The following is a 19,833-nucleotide window of genomic DNA, read 5'->3' as shown; positions in this document are numbered from 1 at the left end:
CCTATCTCTCCTTTTGGACTATGGTTTTACCAGATATATTTTTAAGCATCTCAATAATAATTTCTGAGCAATAATTCGCAGCAGTTTTCGCGAAGTCATCATAAGAAATTTGAGCTTCATCATCTGCGCTGTCAGAAATACATCTTATAATGAGAAACGGTATATCATTTATATAGGCAACATGTCCAATTGCTGCCCCTTCCATTTCTGTACAATGAGGTGCGTATTCGTCTATTAATTTCGCCTTTAACTTTGAATCTTCAACAAAACATTCACCGCTGACAATTCTTCCTTCATGAACTGCAATCTGTAAACTACTACTAATACAAGCTTTACGTGCTAACTCTACCAATTCCTTACTTGCAATAAATTCCTCTTGGAACGGAAATAAGTTTTTCATTTGAGTTTTACTTACATCATGATGAGTAACATTCGTTGAAATAACTATATCGCCGACTTTTACATCTGAATGTAATCCGCCAGCAACGCCCGTATTAATGATAGAGTCTACATCAAATTTATGAATTAATGTTTGCGCGCATGCAGCTGCATTTACTTTCCCTACACCAGAACGTGTAATAATTACTTCTATTCCCATGAATTCTCCAATATAAAAAGGCATTCCCGCTATTGTCTGTTCCTCTTGTATAACTAGTTTTTCTAAAAGTAAATCTATTTCAATTTGCATTGCTCCAATAATGCCGATTCTGTTCATGTATGTAGTCTCCTCTTTATTTATAAGTCGGCCAATATATTATGTAATACACCATAATTTTCAGCTATCCAATTCATTTCATCTGCAAAGCGTGAAGGTGGTACACTATGCTGATCCATATTGGCATGGATCCACCAAGTACTCTCCATGTACCAAAGCATTTGAATTGCCTGAACAATATTCCCTACTGGAAAGTCTACTTCATTGCGGTACCCTTCTAAAAATGATGCAACAAGACTCTTATTTAATACTCCGTCACTTAATGCGCACGATATAACTACACGGCCAATATCTAACTCTACATAATCGTAATCCATGCGATCAAAATCAAGAATCGCTGATACTTTATCATTAAGAAACAAGAAATTATCTACCCATAAATCACGGTGCACCCATCCCCGTTGGCTATTATGAAATTGTTCTGTATTTACCAATTGTGTTGCTTCTTGCTGTAATTTTATATAAGGGAGAATGTGCTCTTTTCCTAGCTTCTCTACTTCTCTCATTTTTTCTTCCCAATGTTTCAATCTCGCCTCTTTAGTAGGTGGAACAAATTTAGGATTTTCTCCTTTTATTAAAGAGCCATCATTTAACAAGTTATGCATATAACCTATCGTCTGACCAAGAGAGTGAATTTCCTTTTGATTCACTTTTCCTGGTGAAACTAAGCTACCTTCCTTATATTCTAATACTATAAATCTTTCATCACTTTTTGATATATGCATTACATTATTTTTATAAATTAATACCCTTGGACAACTTACACCATTATTATGTAATCTTTGCTGTTGTTGTAATGCTTGTATTAAAAGGTCTGAGTTATACATTTTGTACCGTTCTTGATTATATTGCTTTAATACAAAATCCCCTGCATCCGTTTCGAGTTTCCACTTCAAATTTAGCCAACCACGATGAATAGGTATTGCATTTCGAATTTTAAATTCAAATAAAGTTTCACATTCTACTTTCAGCTCTTGAAAAATGATTGTAGCTTTTTCATTAGATAACGGCTCTATCATCTTACTTGTCCTTTCTTAGCTTGGCATTCCTTTCACTCTCTCTAACATAACCGACAATAAAAATTTCGGAAGTACAAGTTGCCTCTTCAATCTTTTCGGCTGTGAGAGTAACCTATACAGCCATTCAGTTCCAGTATCCCTCATCATTTTCGGTGCTCTTTTTACAGTACCAGATATTATATCAATCATGCCTCCGATACCAATAGATAGCGGAACGTTTAATGTTTGTATGTTTTCATAGATGAACCCTTCTTGTTTTGGTGAACCTAGTCCTACGAGTAGTAAATGCGGCTTGAATTGCTTAATTTTTATTTTTATTTTTATTTTTTCTATTTCTTCACCATTTACAAATCCATGCTGTCCTTTAAACTGTGCTCCTGGGAACTGCTCATTTAATTTTTCTAATGCCTTTTTATTACTTTCTGGAGCGGCTCCAAAAAGAAAGACACGATATTCATTGTCGTTACAATATTTTATTAAATCGTGAGTTAAATCCGCCCCAGTAACACGTTCTTTCAAAGTTCCTTTTAATATTTTCGAGCCAATTATGACACCAATCCCGTCCGCTGTTATTAAATCCGCAGATAGTAACATCTTTTTAAACTGCTTTGATTTTTCCGTATTTTCCTTTGCAGACATAACAATTTCAGGATTTGCAGTTACTACAAACCTTGGTTTCTCTTGTTGTTCATGTATCCAACCTTTTAATAAACTTATAGCTTTTGCATATTCTAAAGTTGAAAAAGGTATACCTTTTATAAACTGTTGATCCACTATACTCTCCCCTTACATAAGCTGCAAATATTCATCAATGTCTTTAGAAATTTGAATAAAAGCCTTATTCCAAAATTCATAATTTCTTATATCTATTTCAAAATATTTTTTCATAAGCTCCTCTACTGGAGCCTTTCCTGTTTCTCTTAAAAACTCTTTATATTTCGGATGAAAAGTACTTTTACTTTCTTGAGCTATTTCTAATAAACTAAAACTTACTAAATATCCAAATGTGTATGGATAATTGTAAAAAGGAACATCTGCTATATAAAATTGAATATATTTCATCCATACAAACGGCTGGTATTCACTTAAAGCATTTCCATATGCTTCTTTTTGTGCCATTATAGATAATTTCTCAATTTCATCAGCACTTAATGGACCCTCTTTACATTTTTCATAAAATGTTTTTTCAAACTGATACGATGCTCGTATTGCCATTACATAATTAAAACTATTTCTTATTTTCCAGCTAAGCAATGCCTTTTTCATATCTTTACTATCCGTTGTTTCAATTAGATAATTTAAGAGTACCGTTTCAAAGAAAATAGATGCTGATTCAGCCGTACTCATCGGCAAATAATCATCTAAAAAAGATGTAGATTGTTCAAAACTCATATTATAAAAATGCCAAGCATGTCCTAATTCATGAGCGAGCACTCTTACACTATCTATACTCCCATCATAACGCATTGAAATTCGAGATTCTTTCTCACTGAAAAATGGAGCACAAAACCCACCTGGTGGTTTATTCTCTCCCGGTTCAGCATCTACCCATCCACTTTCTATCGCATTACGTGCAAATTCTGCTAATTCTTCATCAATATTCTTACATGCATCATAAACGTTTTGTACTGCTACTGAAAAAGGAATAGTAACCTTATTACTTTCCTTTACTGTCATAAGTTCATGCCATATAATCGAAGCTTTCCCTTTCTTATACACGTTTAAAGCACTTACTAATTTATCAAGATTTTCTTCTGTCACATTCCACATTTGTAATAATACAGTTTCTGAAATGCCATTCGCATGAAAAGATTGTGTTAAAATCTCTCTATCTTCTATTTCATTACTCTTTATATTACGCAATCTCCCTATTTGATTTAATACGGTAGCAAAGATTTCTTTTTCCTTATATAAAGTACTTGTAAGTAACTCGAATACTTCTAATCTTTCCTTTTCATTATCACTATTCATTGCAATAGTATTTGCTTGTCCAAAGGATAATAGTTTATTATTGTGCTCTATTTCTATTCTATCCCGTAATTGTATGTACATATTTTCCCACGCATTAAGTTCATCTTTTATTAACTTAGTATTATCTGAAGTTTCCACTTCATTATGTTTTATTACTTGCTGTACTTCACTTTTTAGTTCCTTCACTTTCACAGTCAATTTAGTAAGGTCAGATGAAACACTTTCTTCAACCGATTGACAGTACAAATAGTATTCTGCTTTTTCAATAGCTTGTATAAGCTTTGAAAGAATCTCTACATCTTTTGTTACAAAATATTGCTCTTTCAACTCCAAAATCGGAAATAGAATATCCTCATTCAAATACAGTCGATTTAAATCCCATCTAGCAATTTCTTGCATTTTTATAGCCGCCTCCTATTTTTACAAATAGTTACAGATATTTCTCCCTACACAATTATATATGAAATGACAAAATTTCGATATCATTAAATATTCAGATTACTATAAATACATTCTTATTTATACTCTTTTCTTCTACCATTAAGTATCATTCCACATATAAAAAATACTCCCTCTACTAGATTGCATTTGATATAGGAAAACTTCAAAGATTTTATCTTCATCAATACCATAACGACCGATTATCACAGATTAAAAAATAAAAAAGGATTGATCAAAAGATCAATCCTTTACTCTACTTCATTTAAGAAAAATAACGTTATAACGCCAGGTCCTGTATGTGCTCCGATTGCTGCACCAATTGTATTTACGATAAATACTTCACAGCCAAATCTTTCCGTAATTAATGCTTTTAATGCTTCAGCTGTTTCTAAATCGTCACCGTGAGTCATACCGATTGTTTGACCTTTAAGGTCTTTACCACGCTCTTCCATAATATCAACAATACGGCTTAATACTTTCTTTTTCCCTCGTACCTTTTCAAGTGGTACAAGTTTTCCTTCTTCCACGTTTAAGATCGGCTTAATGTTTAGTAAACCACCGATAAAACCAGCTACTTTACTTAAACGTCCACCTCTAACAAGGTACTGTAAGTCAGCTACAGTGAAGATGTGCTCCATATGGTTCATTAGAAAAGCGACACGGTTTAAAATATCTTCTTTTGATGCGCCATCTTTTGCCATTTTAGCAGCTTCTAAAACGACAAGACCTTGACCAAGCGAAGCACATTTCGTATCAATAATTTCTAAATCTAAATCTACATATGTTTCTTTTACTTCCTCTTTAATGACAACTGATGATTGATATGTACCAGACAGTTCAGATGAAAAAGCTAAATATATACAAGGATTACCTTCTTTTGCATAAGAAACAAATTTTTCTTGGAAAGTTTCAAGTGAAGGCAGTGACGTTCTATAAACAGCGCCTTCTCTCATTTTTTGCAATAATGTAACTGACTCTAATGTTACTCCATCTAAATACTCTGTTTCTGCTTCATCATATACACGGAGTGGAATTAAATCAATATCATATGCTTGCAGCAATTCTACTGGTAAATCCGCCGCACTATCCGTAATGATTTTAACACCCATTTTTAAACCTCTATTCTGTTATAAATATAAAATAATAAAATAAAAATAGTACTTTTAAATTATATACGTAAAACTTAAATGAAGAAAGGAAAACACTTTATATTGTATGCACTATTCTTCAAAACTTGAACTATTAATGAAAATTATGCGATTCCAACTACTTTTTTCCTAAAATTATTTTCTATATAATGAAAATAGCGCAAGTTGGCCAAAGGAGGATGCACATGAGTATTCAACTAGCTACATCTAATGATCTAGAATGGATTAATAATCAATATGAATCGATAGGATTTGTACGAAGTGATTTAAAGAGAGATAAAGTTGCAATTATTACATATAACAATGAGTATGCAGGTGTTGGACGATTAGTCCAAATAGATGCAGATACTTTAGAAATGGGTGGAATTTTTATTTTGCCTCAATTTAGAGGGCTACAATTAGCTGGTGAGCTTGTTTCATTTTTAGTAGAAACTGCGAGAAAATCACAAATACAAGATGTATATTGTCTTCCTTTTGAGGAATTAGAAAACTTTTATAAGAAATATGGCTATACTGAAGTCGATACTACGAAAGAAGCAGTCCATCCAATTATTCTAAAAAAATATAATTGGTGTTTGGAGAACTACGAAAAACACGTTCTACTATTTAAATTGTAAATGTAATAAAGCGAAACTTTAATCAGTGGGGGTTTTACTGCCCGTTAATGAGGGATAACAAAGTATATTCTCAATCGTTTTTCTATCAGTACTCCTAATCGGAGCCTAAGGATTAATTAAAGATATTTTATCTCTCCTTTTATAAATGGCTGATTAAAACTTAATGTTCCGTCAATACTATAGGTAACATGATTGTATTTCTCCATTCTCCCTTGGAGAGGAGCAGTAAGCTTTTGCTAGCTGCTCTTTTATTTTTTCAAAAAGTCACATAAATATCTTTAATTCCGAACATTCAAAAGATGAAATGTGTTAAAATTGTTATGAAGATATTTACCAACTAATAAATGCGCCCTAGACTTACGTACTAGGGCGCATTTATTTTTTAGTATGTAATTTATTATCCACAAAATAAGTATCATACGCTTTATCAAAAACATATCCTAACTTTTCTGCTAGGTTAGCAGATGTAGTATTCGCTGCGTCCCAGTTTGGATACTTTCCATTTTCTAAGCAATCCAATATAAGAGCTGCACTAACTACAGTTGCCAAACCTTTTCTTCTATGATTGTGATCAGTCGCAACTTCAATTTCAATTCCATCATTATAAATACTATACGAGGATGCACCGCATACAACTTTTCCGTTATATAAAATGCTATAACCTATACCACGGTTTATATAATCTTCTACCGACTGAAATTGACTTGTAAAATCTTCGGAGATCTTATGTAATGTAGGGCTATTTGCGATATGCTCATCTATTCTTTTTAACTCATATCCTTTTGGAAGTGTTGATATAAAAGATTGTAATTTTGAACGATTAAAAACTTCTGGATTTCGTTTGAATTTATAACGTAAAAACTTATCTATTTTTCTTTCATGGAATGTTTCTAGGCGTTGTTTCCACTCTTCACTATTTACGATAACTAAAATTCTTTCTGGAATATTACGTAATAACTCTTCTGTTTCTTGCACATTTGGGTCTCCAGCGTAAAATGTGAAAATTCCTACCATAACTTGTGCTACTGTTGGATTTTCAAGATCATTTACCCAAGCAGTACCCATATGTCCTTGTAAATAAGAAAGTAAAACAACGTTATTGAAATCATCAAACATAGAAACTAGTTTTTTTCTTGTACGTATATTCGCTTCATATATCATTTACATTCCCGCCTTCTTTAAAATCAATCGTATTCTAAATCTTTAAGAATCAACTTATACAATTTTTCAATCAACCACTTACCATATAAGCAAACACCTATTAAACTAAAATTTTATATAATTATAAATTATTCACAAATATAAAATTATTATAACATCTAATAAAAAAAGAGTATCTCACTTTTTAAACTTTAGAATATACATCGTGTATGTATAAACCCTCAACATAATGTATGAGGATTTATCAAAAAATGCGTTATAACTCCTTCTTAGAAATAAAAGATTCCGTCTCACCGTTCTTATATATCTTAGTCAATTTAACAACCGATTTGTACGTGTTATCGTCATCCTTTATCATTTTTTTCAGCTCTTCTATTTCGATATTACCAGTTCCACTCTCTACTTTTAAACAATTTGAAATGTTTAAGTATCCACTAGATGCGAAAAGAATAATGAATGTAATATCAGGAAAATTAATGAATAGTATTCCAAACTTCAAAGGGTTCGCAGCAGTATCCGATAAAACTAATCGAAAATCTAACAGTTCAGGTACTTGAACAAAATCCTTAGAAACAATTGCTTCACCTACGATTGCAACTTGCTTTACTATATTCCCAAGTTCATCTGTAAATTCAGTACATATAGGTGCATCAATTGTTTTCGCTTGTAAAGATAAATTTAATTCTGGATTATGAAAATCGAAAAAGATTGTGCTCCCCTCTGTTAAACATTGCGGGCACACATTTCCTAGCAAGCTAAAGTCCTCTTCAATATATTTAACTTTCGATTTGCAACTACAAACTTTTCCTATTCGGATTGCATCAATTTTTGAGCAATCTACAAATATAACCTCACTGTCTTCTTGTACAAATGATACAATCCCTTTCATCACATTAAACGAAAGAAAATAGGATACAACGATTTCGTTTCCTGCTATTACAATACTTTCAACTTTAGTATACGGTTCTAGACTTTGTAAAAATTCACATATACTATTTTGGCAACATCCACAATCACGTTTCGGCTCACAATCCACTTACACTCCATCCCTTCTTTATATAGAATAGCTAATACATATATATGAAAGGAAAACAAAAAAGCTTGGACAATATAACTTTAACGTAGGAATATCGTTACCTATTCATAATATTAGTAAGGGAATTACACCAATAATGAGTAATAACACATAATTTTTACTATAAATACATATAACAATTTCATCTTTCATGAAAAAAACGTTATAATGAAGTGTAGCCTCTACGATTACGTTATAAAGGAGATTAAAACAATGGCTAAAATTAAAGTATACCAAGTAAAAGAAGAAAATATGGAAGCAGTAAAAAACATCATTGATGTTGAGGAACAAAACCCAACTGCTGAAAACTTACAAAATCTATACGCATGTGTATTAGAAACTGAAGATATGGCATTGCCTGAATCATACATTGAAGAAGATATCTTAATTGATTCTATGGAAGTTATGGTTAACGCTTCTCAAAGCAAAGTAAGAGACTTAGGTGCATACGATGTAATCGAAGTTCAAAACAAAGGTAAGAAAACACAAATTTTATTACTTGCAGACGAAGAATACGAAATTATCGAAGGCTAATCTAACACCATACATACGAAAAAGCTCCTTTCCAATTGGAAAGGAGCTTTTTCATTACGCTTTTGATGTTTCGCTCTTTTTATTCTTTTGTTGTTTCTTAATTACCATGCGCTCATTTCCCATAAAGAAAATGAATATGAATGCTAATCCAGCTGGTACCAATGCCCACATGAACGTTTGAACAATTGAACTAGAAAGAGCATCAATAATCTTATCTAATATTTGCGGAGGGATTTGAGATCTTGCCGATTCTGATAAAATGGCTCTTGAATCCCCTAATGTGTTTGTATTCATTCCCCCGCTCATACCTTTAAATGCTTCTTCTAATTGATCTTGGAAACCTGTTCTTTGAATCATTCCGAAGATTGTAATACCAAGTGTCATACCTAATGAACGAATGAAATTACTCGTCGAAGTCGCAGATCCGCGCTGTTCCATACCGAAGTTGTGAATAGCTGCCATACTTAGTACAGAGAATGAGAAACCGACTCCAAATCCGATAATGATCATATACACTGTTAATAATGCACGACTTGTTTCTGGCGTTAATGTGCTTAATAAAAATAGTCCAATTAGCATAATAACCGCAGAAATGATCATAATGTTTCGGTAGCTAAGCTTTGTCGTTAAAAAACCACCTAACTGCGCTGTTACGACTGAGCCTAACATCATTGGTAAAAGTAATAATCCTGAGTTTGTTGCAGTGCCACCGTATACACCTTGAATGAATAATGGAATGTATACAGTTGCTGACATAAATGCAGCTCCGTAACATAAAGCAATAATTGTACTCATTCCGAACAAACGTTGTTTAAACATCTCAAATGAAATGATCGGTTCTTCTACTTTACGTTCAATAAAAATGAATGCAATAATTAAAATAACGAATCCACCAAATAAACTTAAAATAAAGTTAGAATCCCAATCATACTTTTGTCCGCCCAGTTCAAGCGCAAACATTAAAGAAACTACTGCACCAACTAAAGTAATTGCGCCAAACCAATCAATTTTTTGCTTTCTATGAACTCGTGACTCTTTATAAAAGAATGTAATAAAAATAAGTGCTAAAACGCCAAGCGGTAAGTTAATATAAAATACCCAGTGCCAGCTTATGTAATCTGTAATATACGCACCAAGCAACGGACCAAAAATACTCGATAAACCAAATACTGCTCCGAATAAACCACCCATTTTCCCGCGCTTTTCAGGAGGGAAAATATCAAAAACGATAGTAAACGCGATCGGCACTAATACCCCGCCGCCAATACCTTGAATGGCACGATAAATCCCTAACTGTGTAATATTTTCAGCAGTACCACAAAGCGCCGAACCAATCATAAAGACGATTAAACCGAAAATAAAGAACCTCTTTCTACCATACATATCTGATAGTTTTCCGAATATCGGCATACCTGCCATTTCTGCGACCATATAGGCAGAAACGACCCATACAAAGTTTTCAAGGCCTCCTAAATCACCAACGATTGTTCCCATCGCTGTTACGACAATGGTATTATCCATTGATGCCATTAAAATACCTAGCAATAAGCCCGCTACAACAAAGCCGAGCTTATTATTCTTTTCAACCATAACCTTGCTCTCCCTCGTACTACTTATATTTGTTTATGTTCCTTTACGACTGCATTACCTTTTTGATTAAAACTAGTATGATATTCTACAACACTAATTTCACATCCAGGACCAATTGTAACATTATTTCCTCTTACTACTTCAGCAATCGTATGCTCTAAATAAATCTCATCTCCTTCAATGATAGACGTTTGGAGGCTTCCAGCATGATTTGTAAATGGAATAAATCTCGCTTTTTTACGAACGGTAATCTTCTTACCGCCAATTTCTCTTACTTTGCTACCTTCATAACGAAGTGAAATTTCAATATTTTCATCATTAAGTAATCCATCACTTTCAAGGCCACCAGTTAGTGACAGTTCTTCAACTTCAATATCTCCTTTTACATTTAAAGCGCCTTTCACATCTACGAAATCACCAGTTAATTTCCCCTTAACTTCTATCATACCTCTTACTTTTATTTTTTCAATATGAGCATCACTATGCATTTGTGTATTTCCGTATACTTTTACATATTCCGCATCTACATTTCCTTGTACTTCACTATCTCCATACACGACATAACTTTTCACTTTCATATTACCGCACACTTCACTCGTGCCGTACGTTTTAAATTCATTACAGCTCATGTCATTAGAAATCGTTCCTTCACCGCGAATCTTCACTTTATTATAATCTCCGCCTGCTGAACTACCAGAACCATTAACAGTAAGACTATGTTGATGTTCCATATCATTTTCTCCCTTCCATTAAATCTGCTTCATTTCTTTTACATTTGCGCTTTTATCAACAGTAAGAACACCCGTATATTCGATCAGTTCAATCTCACAGTTCGGTCCTACCGTAACATTATTTCCTCTTACCGTTCTTATGTGAGCATAATCAATATCGATATTGTCACCTTCTAATAGTTCAGCCTCTAATTGCATACCAAATACTGATTTAAACAGCCTACTAAAAGTACTTAGTCTATGTTTTACTTTAATCGTTTGACCACCAATTTCTTTCGCTCGACATGTACCGTGAATATTAATATTTATTTCATCAGCGCTTAGTAATCCACCAATTGTAAATTGTCCTTCTGAAGAAAACGTATCCACTTCACAATTACCATCAATTGTCGCTTGACCATTGACTTTAAATTCTTCACCAGTGACATTTCCACCTACCGTACCTTTTCCTGCAATTTTCAAACTGTTTGCCTTCACATCTTGCGTAATTGTTGCTTTTCCATCAATTCGCATCGTTTCAGCATGAACTGTACCATCGATTTTACCTGATCCACTAATTCTTGCATTGCTACTTTTCAAATTTCCAGTAACGGCACCGTAACCGTTACATTCAAATTGGTCACATTCAACATTTCCATTCACAGTACCTTTTCCGTTTAATTGCACTTTATGAAACTCGCCACCATTCGATGAACCGTAACCATTTATAATCAAATTATCTGTACGCATACTTTCTCCTCCACTACAACAATTTCGTTTTTAATGCTTCGGTATATTTCATAATCGCTTCGCGTAAAACGATTTTAGTGCCTTTTTCAAAAATTAAATCTTCCACGTTTGAAACTAATAAACATGTAGAAATCCCTAACTTTCGTACAATGATTAAATCACAAGTTTTATGTTTAATTGCTTCATAATTTTCACGTAAAACTTGCAAGACCATTTTTCCTTCTTCTAAACTAATATCTCCCGATTGTAATAATTCTTCTAACATGTACACATAAAGAATATCTACAAATTGAAACTCTGCTGTTTTATTCGTTTGTTCTATGAAAAATTGTAAAACTGGTTCTGATGCAATCCCCTTACGTAAAATGTCTTCCTTTGTTAAAAGAATTTCTCTCACACTCGGTGAAAACATATTCGCTAGTTCATCAAGTGATAAATCCTCTTTCATCGTTTGGATTTTATCAATACGCTCTAATATCTTTTCTTTCGGAAAAAATGTCTCTTGACCCGTGAATGTTGACTTTCGTACAAACCAATCTTCCGGTATTAAATTTTTTCTTTTCCACCTATATAACTGTCCGTATGAAATGCCAGTTAGTTCTAATAAATCTTTTTTTGAAATCAAATCTGTACTCAACTGTATAACACTCCTTCCTGATAACAATGTAACATAACACTGTTACGCTGTAACTAGACTTTTATCACAAGTAGCGTAACAATGTGTAAAACAAACCTATTCCTACATACAAAAAAGGCTCTTACACATCTTATGAAAATGCGCAAAAGCCCTTATATATCAAGATTTAAACCAAATATTATAAAAATCAATCCAACCTTGTGAATTAATCATTATATTTTGGACTTTTTCATGTGTACTTACCTCTTGTTTATTACGATACAAAGGAATAATATGAATTTGACGTAACAAAGTATCCTCAATATCGCGTAACAATGTAACTCTTTTCTCTAATTCTTCTTGTTTAAAATAAATAGACAACTTTTCATAAAAGTCCATGTTGCTTTGTCCATGAATAAAACTATTTTTTGTAAGAAACATATATAATAGACTATCTTCTATTCGTTCGCTTATTGTGGCACTATCATGCATCATATCAGCCTTTTGTATCGTACTTACTTCCAATAGCTCTTCTATATCAAGAAAATTATTTTCTACACGAATCCCGTACTTCGCACACTCTTTTTGTATCCATTGTGCATCTTCAACATGATCTCGTCCTGTAAATGTGTAGAGCTGTAGCACTTCATTATGATAAGTACTCCTTTTAATTAAACTTTCTACATCTTCCTCAATCTCTACAATGCTTTCACCTGCTAATATTAGTTTCTTTGCCACTTCTCCACGTTCTCCGCCGAGTTCTTGAACGATTGTATAACCATGAATGATTTTATATAACGCTTTCCGAAATAACTCATCTTGCATTGGTCCTTCTTTCGTAAGATTACATGTTATATATGTCACGTTCGACTCAAGCCGAGACAATTCTTTATTATGTTTTTCTTTATCTTTATACTGCGCCTTTACTAAAACATCGTATGTACTTACACCTTGTTCTACATTCCACAACTCAACACGATCTAAAAAAGGTCTTTCACGAAAATATAAAGGATGACCTTCTAAAATGAACAGATTTTCATTACTTTTATATAATTGAAAAGCCCCTGTTCCAATTAGCTCTCCTGCTTCATCTTCATTCACGATAGAACACTGTTCTGCACTTATCATATGTAAAAACATTTTATTTTCCGTTTGTAATTGAATTTCGACAACGTAGTCATCCACTGAACGGATACTTTCAACGTGTTGTAACATCCATGCGTGTGCATTATTTTCCAGCTTCATAAATCGATTCAATGAGTATATAACATCATGTGCAGTAAGTTGTTTTCCATTATGAAAGTGAACTCCTTTTCGTAAATAAAACGTCCATATTTTTTCAGCGTCATTATATTCCCAGTGAAATGCAAGTCTTGGCTCTATAATGTTTGTATTACCGTCTACATACACGAGTGTGTCGAATATATGTTTTACCATATGACATTCTGAACGCATTGTAGCGTATACAGGATCTAATGTGATATCTAAATTCATTTGTACTTGCAACCGGAGTACATCTCTTCTCCCTTCAGATGTCATTTCAATCTTATGACCAAATATTGAATCTACCCAGCAGTGATATTCTCCCTTTACTGACGGAAAATGTGAGCTATAGCGTTCCACAAATATGCTTCCGCTTTTCACATCCCCTTTTTTCGTTATTTCTTTTCCTCTATCTAAAATTAAAGACATCGGGTGCTTTTGAAATATTAACTTAGAACGATTTCCCCTGCCGCGACCTGGAAACCACTTGATCCAATTTAACTCATCTAATTTTTTTATAATTAATTTACTATTACGCTCTGTACAAAATAATGTTTCAGATATATTTTGCACTGTTACTTCCAATCGTTCTCCCTCTTTTTTCCCTTTTCCATAAGCAATCCATAGTTCAATATATTGATCTAAAATAAACATCATAATCCCCCTAAAAGGTGAAAAATACTCCCTATTGTTTCTACCCTTTTTCCAATTCTTCTTTCATCTTATCATTTCAATATAGAAAGGAGGAATTAATATTGAATTATCTCTTACTTCGTTACAATAAACCTATTTTTATTAGACTGTGTGGTGAATTATTAACCCGAACGACTGAATCTATGCTAGCTATCATTATGATTATTTACGTTAATAAAATGTTAAACGGCAATGTAATAATAACTATGCTGATTTTCGGATTACAGCCACTTTCAGACATTTTATTTACACTTATTGCTGGAGGAATTACTGATAAATATGGCCGGAAAAAGATTATGTTACTCGGCTTATTGCTACAAAGTGTTGCAATCGGTAGTTTCGTTTTCGCTCAATCCGTTTTTATATTTGCACTGTTATATGTCATTAATGGCATTGGCCGTTCCTTATATATTCCGGCTCAACGTGCACAAATTGCTGATTTAACAAAAAAAGAGCAGCAAGCAGAAATTTTTGCTCTTCTACAAACGATGGGAGCAATTGGATCCGTAATCGGCCCTTTAATCGGTGCAAGTTTTTATAATACTCACCCAGAATATTTATTTATCGTGCAAAGTGTAACCCTTACGATATATGCCGTTGTTGTTTGGACCCAGCTCCCAGAAACCGTTCCGACTATAAGTAAGGCGAAACAAACAATTGAGGCAAGTTCACCAAAGCAATTTGTTTTTAAACATTACGCCATATTCGGTCTTATGTTTTCTACACTTCCTATTAGCTTTTTTTATGCACAAACTGAGACGAATTATCGTATTTTTGCAGAACATGTATTTCCTAATCTCGTATTCATACTCGCATTTATTTCAACATGCAAAGCCATTTTGGAAATCATTCTACAAATCTTCCTCGTAAAATGGTCTGAACGATTTTCTATGGCGAAAATCATCCTTATTTCTTACGCCTGCTATACGATAGCTGCAGTTGGCTTTAGTTATTCAACGACGATATTGTCGTTGTTCTTCACCTTACTCTTTTTAGTCATTGGAGAAAGTATTGGTTTAAACCATTTATTGCGATTCGTTTCAGAAATTGCACCTCATGATAAACGTGGTTTATATTTTTCAATTTACGGTATACACTGGGATATATCTCGAACGTGTGGACCTGTTATTGGTGCAGTTTTATTAAGTAAATTAAATGGAAGTATGCTGTTTTATATTTGTGCTAGTTTCTTATTAATTGGAGGTATTGTTCAAGCACTGTTTGTTCAAAATTTAGAACGTAAAAAAATCATGAACCAGCCTACACATAATTTATAGGTTACTACTTTTTCAGTAGATCAATATTTCTTATTGGATGAATATTAAAAAACAAAAGTGAAGTATTTCGCATATGAAAGTATGTTTTATATGGCAGGAGACGTTCCTTATTTACAACTAAAAACACCTCACTTCAATAAAGTGAGGTGTTTTTGAAATCACTTAATTTCTTATCCTGCCATTTTATTAATACTATCCTCTGGTGAAAATACAGAAATATGATCTACCTTACCAGTCGATTTTGGAATGACAAATTTCAGCTCATACTGGTTATTTACTTTGTATACATATATTTTATCTTCACCATTCCCTTTAACTGAAGATGGTTTTCCTAACGCTTTTTCAATTTCTTGTAATGTAATCGATTTTAGTTCTGCATGATATGAGCGTACATCAAAAACTTGTGACCCTTTATTAAATCCGAAAACAACATTTTTATTTGTAAAAGTTGCGTACATTCCATTCCCTGCATATTCGGTTTTATTTGCTTTTCCCCACGCTTTTTCAATTTCTTCAATATCCCCTGTATGGGCTCCAAATGGTACATTAGGTACTTTTCCTTCTTTTGCTAGTTCAAACAAATCTTTAACGTGGTTAATTGATTTTTGATTAAGTGTTCTATCTTTCGAATCTTGCTCAGGTGATAGTTTTGTTGTTTTTTCATTACTTGGTTTTGCTTCAGGATTTTTCTGTTCTTCTGAAGAATTGCTTTGTTCATTTTTATTATTTTCCAAGGTTGGATTTGTTTCCTTTTTTTCGTCTGTCCCATTACATGCTGCTAGCGCACACATACATGCTATAGCCAAAAACAACATAACTATTTTCAAATACCCTTTCATCATTTTACCCCCCTATTGCATCTTATTCATTTCGATAACCAACCCATTACACTACTTTTCAAATTATGTTTGTTCCAAAAAGTCAGTGCTTCATTCTCTCCAAAGGCTTGTACAAAATATGTTACAAAAGCTGTTCCTAAAAAGTAACCAAGTCTGTTATATCCGAAGTAACTACCTCCTGATAAACGGAACCATTCTTTCTCTTTTTCATCTGTCCATCCTTCAACATAATCTTGTAAAAAACGTTTCTTTATTTTCTCTTCATTTTCTTTATAATATTGTAGCCATGGATCACCGTCACTATTATATGAGTAGTAAACAGACTCATTTAAATCTTTAACGATTTTTTTTGATAAATAAGTTGCAACACCTTCACGATACAAACTTACCGACGCATCGGTCCATTCAGCCCTAGTCCAATCCATTCCAGTATTTTGTAGCATAACATTATGATATATATGACCTATTTCGTGAGCAGCAATAACACGAAGATGATTCAAATCTGGAGATAATTTTTCTGCCGCAAAAAATATGTCTCCAATGATTTCCCTTTCTACAAATGCATTTGAACCAAATCCTCCAACGAATAAATGGAATTTCATATTTACATCAAAGTTATATTTATTACGATATTCATTTGTTACCTCTTGAATAATGATTGGTAATGATTCTGCAATAATACGAATATCTTCTATTTTTGCGGGATATTGTTTAATGGCATTAGAAAGATGTTCTTTCGTTTTAGGACAATGATACTTAAAGTATTCTTCAAATATCTCTGAATGCGAAGTAAAGTATCGATTAAGGAGTTCTAATTCTAAATCGTCACTTTCCCATAATTTTAAAAAACTTGGAATTATATTGTTAATCACTGTATTCATCTCCTTATTTAAACCTTCTCTTCTCAATGATAATATCCTCTATCTATAGCTGAAAATATGCCGTCACAACAGCTCCTTGAAACAGAAAAAAACCAGTAGGAAGTGATTACTCTTTTCCTACTGGTTGAAATGAAATTAAACGGTAAATCTTAGTTTCTTAAAAAATGTAGCGATAGTGCTTTTTACAGTTTCAAAATTATAAGCAAATGTATTATCTCCACTTAATGATGAAATACATGTTAAACCTGCAGCTTTAATAAAAGCTTTTACATCTACAAGCATAGAATTAGCCTCCATGAATTTAATTACAATCATTATAACAGGTGTTTTACGAAACTAACATGAAAGTAATAAATAATCCTACTTAACAAATAAATTTCTATTATTAATTTATCCCGCTATTTGCCGGGCAGTAAGATCCCCACGTCGAAGCAAAGAAGTTAGATGGGGGTAAGGGCTGCCCGTAAAAGCCCGATTGGTAGGGCTAATAATCAGTGGGGATGAACCCCCCACTGATTAAAACTTCACTTTATTTAGCTCAAAGTACACCATTTCAATGTCATATAAAAAAGCTGCCCCAAAAGGACAGCTTTAAATATGTATATTACACTTCGATTGACTTACCGTCTTCAACAATATGATAAAGTAAGTGAGCTAAATGATGAATTGGACCATATTCTTCCTCTTCCTCATCTGTTTCACCTTGGTATTCCAGATCATTTAAGTATAGTGCTAAAAATTGATAGTATAGTTTTAAATCAAATCCATAACACGCAGTTGGTTCTTCATGATCTCCTTCATATTGTAACATTAAGTATTGATCATTTCCTTCTGCATCTTCTGCATCAAAGAATACGAAGAAGCCAACGTTTGTGTCTAAATCAAATAAATGACGAGTACCTTTTTCAGTTGCTTTATTGAAGTCCTCTTCACTTAATTTATGTACTGTTGTCGCTTTTGCATTATCTTCTTGATGGAAATTTACTGTAAATGATTTCAATGCTGACACCTCCTGATTGTATAATACTAGCATAACATATAAAAAGGACTGCTTACAAATGTAAACAGTCCTGCTACATTCATTTCCGCATTGCTCGTAGTAAAAAACTCACAATGAAGATCAAAATAACCGCACCAATTAAAGCAGGAATGATTGCAAATCCGCCTATTACAGGACCGAAACTACCAAGTAATTTCGTACCAATCCAAGAACCGATAATACCAGCAATAATATTACCAATTACACCACCTGGTACATCCCTTCCAGTAATTAAGCTTGCAAACCATCCTAATAAACCACCAACGATTAAAGACCAAATCATATAATAACCTCCTTTATATTTAACCAATCAAAATATAATTAGAAACAATTGCTTACCATTAGTTATGTGACATTTTTCATAAGTTATTCATGCTGCTCAACTATAAGATTTTTGAGAATAATACACACCGATAAACTATTTTTCGAACTAACGATTTATCCGACTTGTTATTACACACATTAAGGACAATCTGGCTTCAATATTGTTCGCATAAACTCTTCTTTAAAAGCAGGATAGTTAAAACCAACAGCAATTCTCTGAATCGGCCGATCATCAAACCTTGTTGGTTCAGCTATTTTTCTAAAATCAGCTACACTTTGGCCCCTAGTCACATCATTTGTCGTACTAATCCACACTGCCGATTTTTTATATTCGAAAATACTATCGTTTATAAACGAGACAAACGGTAGTAAATCGTGTATGGGACTTCCACCAATACCTGGATATTCTTTTTTATAAAAATTCTCATAATAAAAATCAATCATTGGTTTAATGAGTTTCGCCTGTCCAGTTCCTTGTTTATCTATTATATTGGCCATTTCAGGCGTAATAAGCGCACCCTGTGTTACATTTAACGGGTATATAGTAGCGTTTTTCGCATATTTCATAACAATATTTGCTGCAATTGGATCACCATAAAAATTCGCTTCAGATACTGGTGTAACATTACCTGGAAATAGGAAAGCGCCGCCCATTATATAATACGAACAAATACGATCCATTATATTTGGATACAATAAAAATAACGTAGCAAGCGTCGTTAGTCTTCCTGTCGCCACAATTATAATATCTTCTGGACAAGGTTCGATTAATTTGATTAATTCACAAAAATTTTCTCGTTTACAAATTCTCATTTCAGGTGGAATAATAGGACCTAAACCATGATCCCCATGGATTTCAGGGAAAAACAAAGGTTCTTCAGCTGTCATCGGCCTACTCGCACCTTCAATAATTTTCACTTGTGTAGCATAGTACCTTTCTAAAAAATAAACATTTTCCGTAACGATATCTCGTGATACATTCCCGTACTCTGCAACAATACCTAGAATATCTAATTTACATGTTTTATTTGCATAAATTAACGCTACGGCGTCATCAATACCAAAGTCTCCAAAAAAGATGATTTTCTTATTAACTATTCTCACCCCTCTTCAGCATAACCTACTATTATTATTATGTGAAAAAGACAAGGCGGTGAAACAGCGCAAACT

Annotated in this window: 21 protein-coding genes; 3 read left to right on the top strand and 18 right to left on the bottom strand. The window is 33.2% G+C overall.

Features of this window, described 5'->3' with window-relative positions; translation table 11 throughout:
• Position 1: 1 nt before the first annotated feature.
• From MRP26_RS15115 to MRP26_RS15095, 5 genes are all read right to left on the bottom strand, one after another.
• Positions 2-715, bottom strand: coding sequence for a 5'-methylthioadenosine/adenosylhomocysteine nucleosidase (locus MRP26_RS15115; protein ID WP_001079715.1), 714 nt, complete (start codon positions 713-715; stop codon positions 2-4).
• Positions 716-735: 20 nt separating this feature from the next.
• On the bottom strand, positions 736-1,734 hold the full coding sequence (locus MRP26_RS15110) for a phosphotransferase (protein WP_242806259.1): 999 nt from the start codon (positions 1,732-1,734) through the stop codon (positions 736-738).
• Positions 1,735-1,749: 15 nt separating this feature from the next.
• A complete protein-coding gene (locus MRP26_RS15105) occupies positions 1,750-2,508 on the bottom strand; it encodes a WecB/TagA/CpsF family glycosyltransferase (protein WP_242806257.1) in 759 nt (252 codons plus the stop codon).
• A gap of 12 nt (positions 2,509-2,520) precedes the next feature.
• Positions 2,521-4,104: a M3 family metallopeptidase gene (locus MRP26_RS15100; protein ID WP_242806255.1), complete on the bottom strand. Its 1,584-nt coding sequence runs from the start codon at positions 4,102-4,104 to the stop codon at positions 2,521-2,523.
• Between the two features lie 290 nt (positions 4,105-4,394).
• Positions 4,395-5,255 (bottom strand): DegV family protein, encoded by an 861-nt coding sequence (locus MRP26_RS15095; protein ID WP_000538280.1) that lies wholly within the window; start codon positions 5,253-5,255, stop codon positions 4,395-4,397.
• Between the two features lie 224 nt (positions 5,256-5,479).
• Here MRP26_RS15095 and MRP26_RS15090 point away from each other — a divergent pair, with 224 nt between their 5' ends.
• Complete coding sequence (locus MRP26_RS15090) at positions 5,480-5,911, top strand: GNAT family N-acetyltransferase (protein ID WP_029442581.1); 432 nt, start codon at positions 5,480-5,482, stop codon at positions 5,909-5,911.
• A gap of 375 nt (positions 5,912-6,286) precedes the next feature.
• Here MRP26_RS15090 and MRP26_RS15085 read toward each other — a convergent pair whose 3' ends face one another.
• Both MRP26_RS15085 and MRP26_RS15080 read right to left on the bottom strand, forming a co-directional pair.
• The gene (locus tag MRP26_RS15085; protein ID WP_242806254.1) at positions 6,287-7,072 is read right to left on the bottom strand and encodes a GNAT family N-acetyltransferase; all 786 of its coding nucleotides are present in this window, start codon (positions 7,070-7,072) and stop codon (positions 6,287-6,289) included.
• A 256-nt stretch (positions 7,073-7,328) separates the two neighbouring features.
• Positions 7,329-8,108: a BC_2878 family exosporium-associated protein gene (locus MRP26_RS15080; RefSeq protein WP_088023828.1), complete on the bottom strand. Its 780-nt coding sequence runs from the start codon at positions 8,106-8,108 to the stop codon at positions 7,329-7,331.
• 252 nt (positions 8,109-8,360) lie between these two features.
• Here MRP26_RS15080 and MRP26_RS15075 point away from each other — a divergent pair, with 252 nt between their 5' ends.
• Positions 8,361-8,681 carry a hypothetical protein gene (locus MRP26_RS15075; protein ID WP_001062742.1) on the top strand — a complete coding sequence of 107 codons (321 nt, stop codon included), beginning with the start codon at positions 8,361-8,363 and terminating at the stop codon, positions 8,679-8,681.
• Between the two features lie 54 nt (positions 8,682-8,735).
• Here the strand turns inward: MRP26_RS15075 and MRP26_RS15070 are convergent, their stop codons facing one another.
• From MRP26_RS15070 to MRP26_RS15050, 5 genes are all read right to left on the bottom strand, one after another.
• Complete coding sequence (locus MRP26_RS15070) at positions 8,736-10,271, bottom strand: MDR family MFS transporter (RefSeq protein WP_069355784.1); 1,536 nt, start codon at positions 10,269-10,271, stop codon at positions 8,736-8,738.
• Positions 10,272-10,294: 23 nt separating this feature from the next.
• The gene (locus MRP26_RS15065; protein WP_242806252.1) at positions 10,295-11,002 is read right to left on the bottom strand and encodes a polymer-forming cytoskeletal protein; all 708 of its coding nucleotides are present in this window, start codon (positions 11,000-11,002) and stop codon (positions 10,295-10,297) included.
• Positions 11,003-11,020: 18 nt separating this feature from the next.
• A complete protein-coding gene (locus MRP26_RS15060) occupies positions 11,021-11,731 on the bottom strand; it encodes a bactofilin family protein (protein WP_001258371.1) in 711 nt (236 codons plus the stop codon).
• A 13-nt stretch (positions 11,732-11,744) separates the two neighbouring features.
• A complete protein-coding gene (locus MRP26_RS15055; protein ID WP_000102246.1) occupies positions 11,745-12,368 on the bottom strand; it encodes a YhbD family protein in 624 nt (207 codons plus the stop codon).
• Between the two features lie 159 nt (positions 12,369-12,527).
• Positions 12,528-14,264: an ABC transporter substrate-binding protein gene (locus MRP26_RS15050; protein WP_069355786.1), complete on the bottom strand. Its 1,737-nt coding sequence runs from the start codon at positions 14,262-14,264 to the stop codon at positions 12,528-12,530.
• A gap of 101 nt (positions 14,265-14,365) precedes the next feature.
• On the opposite strand from MRP26_RS15050, the gene MRP26_RS15045 reads away from it, so the two are divergent.
• Entirely contained in the window at positions 14,366-15,580 is a 1,215-nt protein-coding gene (locus MRP26_RS15045) for an MDR family MFS transporter (protein ID WP_069355787.1), read from the top strand.
• 170 nt (positions 15,581-15,750) lie between these two features.
• On the opposite strand, the gene MRP26_RS15040 is transcribed toward MRP26_RS15045, so the two are convergent.
• From MRP26_RS15040 to MRP26_RS15015, 6 genes are all read right to left on the bottom strand, one after another.
• Positions 15,751-16,422 carry a YjgB family protein gene (locus MRP26_RS15040; RefSeq protein WP_069355788.1) on the bottom strand — a complete coding sequence of 224 codons (672 nt, stop codon included), beginning with the start codon at positions 16,420-16,422 and terminating at the stop codon, positions 15,751-15,753.
• A gap of 23 nt (positions 16,423-16,445) precedes the next feature.
• On the bottom strand, positions 16,446-17,300 hold the full coding sequence (locus MRP26_RS15035) for an aminopeptidase (protein WP_053565495.1): 855 nt from the start codon (positions 17,298-17,300) through the stop codon (positions 16,446-16,448).
• Between the two features lie 135 nt (positions 17,301-17,435).
• Positions 17,436-17,582, bottom strand: coding sequence for a hypothetical protein (locus MRP26_RS15030; RefSeq protein WP_000959551.1), 147 nt, complete (start codon positions 17,580-17,582; stop codon positions 17,436-17,438).
• Between the two features lie 322 nt (positions 17,583-17,904).
• On the bottom strand, positions 17,905-18,300 hold the full coding sequence (locus MRP26_RS15025) for a hypothetical protein (RefSeq protein ID WP_000834885.1): 396 nt from the start codon (positions 18,298-18,300) through the stop codon (positions 17,905-17,907).
• Between the two features lie 79 nt (positions 18,301-18,379).
• A complete protein-coding gene (locus MRP26_RS15020) occupies positions 18,380-18,622 on the bottom strand; it encodes a GlsB/YeaQ/YmgE family stress response membrane protein (RefSeq protein ID WP_000638310.1) in 243 nt (80 codons plus the stop codon).
• 179 nt (positions 18,623-18,801) lie between these two features.
• Positions 18,802-19,767 (bottom strand): nucleoside hydrolase, encoded by a 966-nt coding sequence (locus tag MRP26_RS15015; RefSeq protein WP_001223685.1) that lies wholly within the window; start codon positions 19,765-19,767, stop codon positions 18,802-18,804.
• Positions 19,768-19,833: the final 66 nt, after the last annotated feature.

It is taken from the genome of Bacillus sp. CCB-MMP212 (assembly GCF_022748145.1).
Taxonomy (GTDB): domain Bacteria; phylum Bacillota; class Bacilli; order Bacillales; family Bacillaceae_G; genus Bacillus_A; species Bacillus_A cereus.
Note: the sequence above shows the minus strand (reverse complement) of the source record. Positions and strands in the feature narration are given on the sequence as shown.

What these genes read in the sequence shown, in the direction of transcription:
- MRP26_RS15075 (WP_001062742.1), top strand. Translation starts at nt 8,361, where the DNA reads ATGGCTAAAATTAAAGTATACCAAGTAAAAGAAGAAAATATGGAAGCA.
- MRP26_RS15110 (WP_242806259.1), bottom strand. Translation starts at nt 1,734, where the DNA reads ATGATAGAGCCGTTATCTAATGAAAAAGCTACAATCATTTTTCAAGAG.
- MRP26_RS15115 (WP_001079715.1), bottom strand. Translation starts at nt 715, where the DNA reads ATGAACAGAATCGGCATTATTGGAGCAATGCAAATTGAAATAGATTTA.
- MRP26_RS15050 (WP_069355786.1), bottom strand. Translation starts at nt 14,264, where the DNA reads ATGTTTATTTTAGATCAATATATTGAACTATGGATTGCTTATGGAAAA.
- MRP26_RS15060 (WP_001258371.1), bottom strand. Translation starts at nt 11,731, where the DNA reads ATGCGTACAGATAATTTGATTATAAATGGTTACGGTTCATCGAATGGT.
- MRP26_RS15090 (WP_029442581.1), top strand. Translation starts at nt 5,480, where the DNA reads ATGAGTATTCAACTAGCTACATCTAATGATCTAGAATGGATTAATAAT.
- MRP26_RS15070 (WP_069355784.1), bottom strand. Translation starts at nt 10,271, where the DNA reads ATGGTTGAAAAGAATAATAAGCTCGGCTTTGTTGTAGCGGGCTTATTG.
- MRP26_RS15035 (WP_053565495.1), bottom strand. Translation starts at nt 17,300, where the DNA reads ATGAATACAGTGATTAACAATATAATTCCAAGTTTTTTAAAATTATGG.
- MRP26_RS15085 (WP_242806254.1), bottom strand. Translation starts at nt 7,072, where the DNA reads ATGATATATGAAGCGAATATACGTACAAGAAAAAAACTAGTTTCTATG.
- MRP26_RS15040 (WP_069355788.1), bottom strand. Translation starts at nt 16,422, where the DNA reads ATGATGAAAGGGTATTTGAAAATAGTTATGTTGTTTTTGGCTATAGCA.
- MRP26_RS15020 (WP_000638310.1), bottom strand. Translation starts at nt 18,622, where the DNA reads ATGATTTGGTCTTTAATCGTTGGTGGTTTATTAGGATGGTTTGCAAGC.
- MRP26_RS15065 (WP_242806252.1), bottom strand. Translation starts at nt 11,002, where the DNA reads ATGGAACATCAACATAGTCTTACTGTTAATGGTTCTGGTAGTTCAGCA.
- MRP26_RS15095 (WP_000538280.1), bottom strand. Translation starts at nt 5,255, where the DNA reads ATGGGTGTTAAAATCATTACGGATAGTGCGGCGGATTTACCAGTAGAA.
- MRP26_RS15030 (WP_000959551.1), bottom strand. Translation starts at nt 17,582, where the DNA reads ATGCTTGTAGATGTAAAAGCTTTTATTAAAGCTGCAGGTTTAACATGT.
- MRP26_RS15100 (WP_242806255.1), bottom strand. Translation starts at nt 4,104, where the DNA reads ATGCAAGAAATTGCTAGATGGGATTTAAATCGACTGTATTTGAATGAG.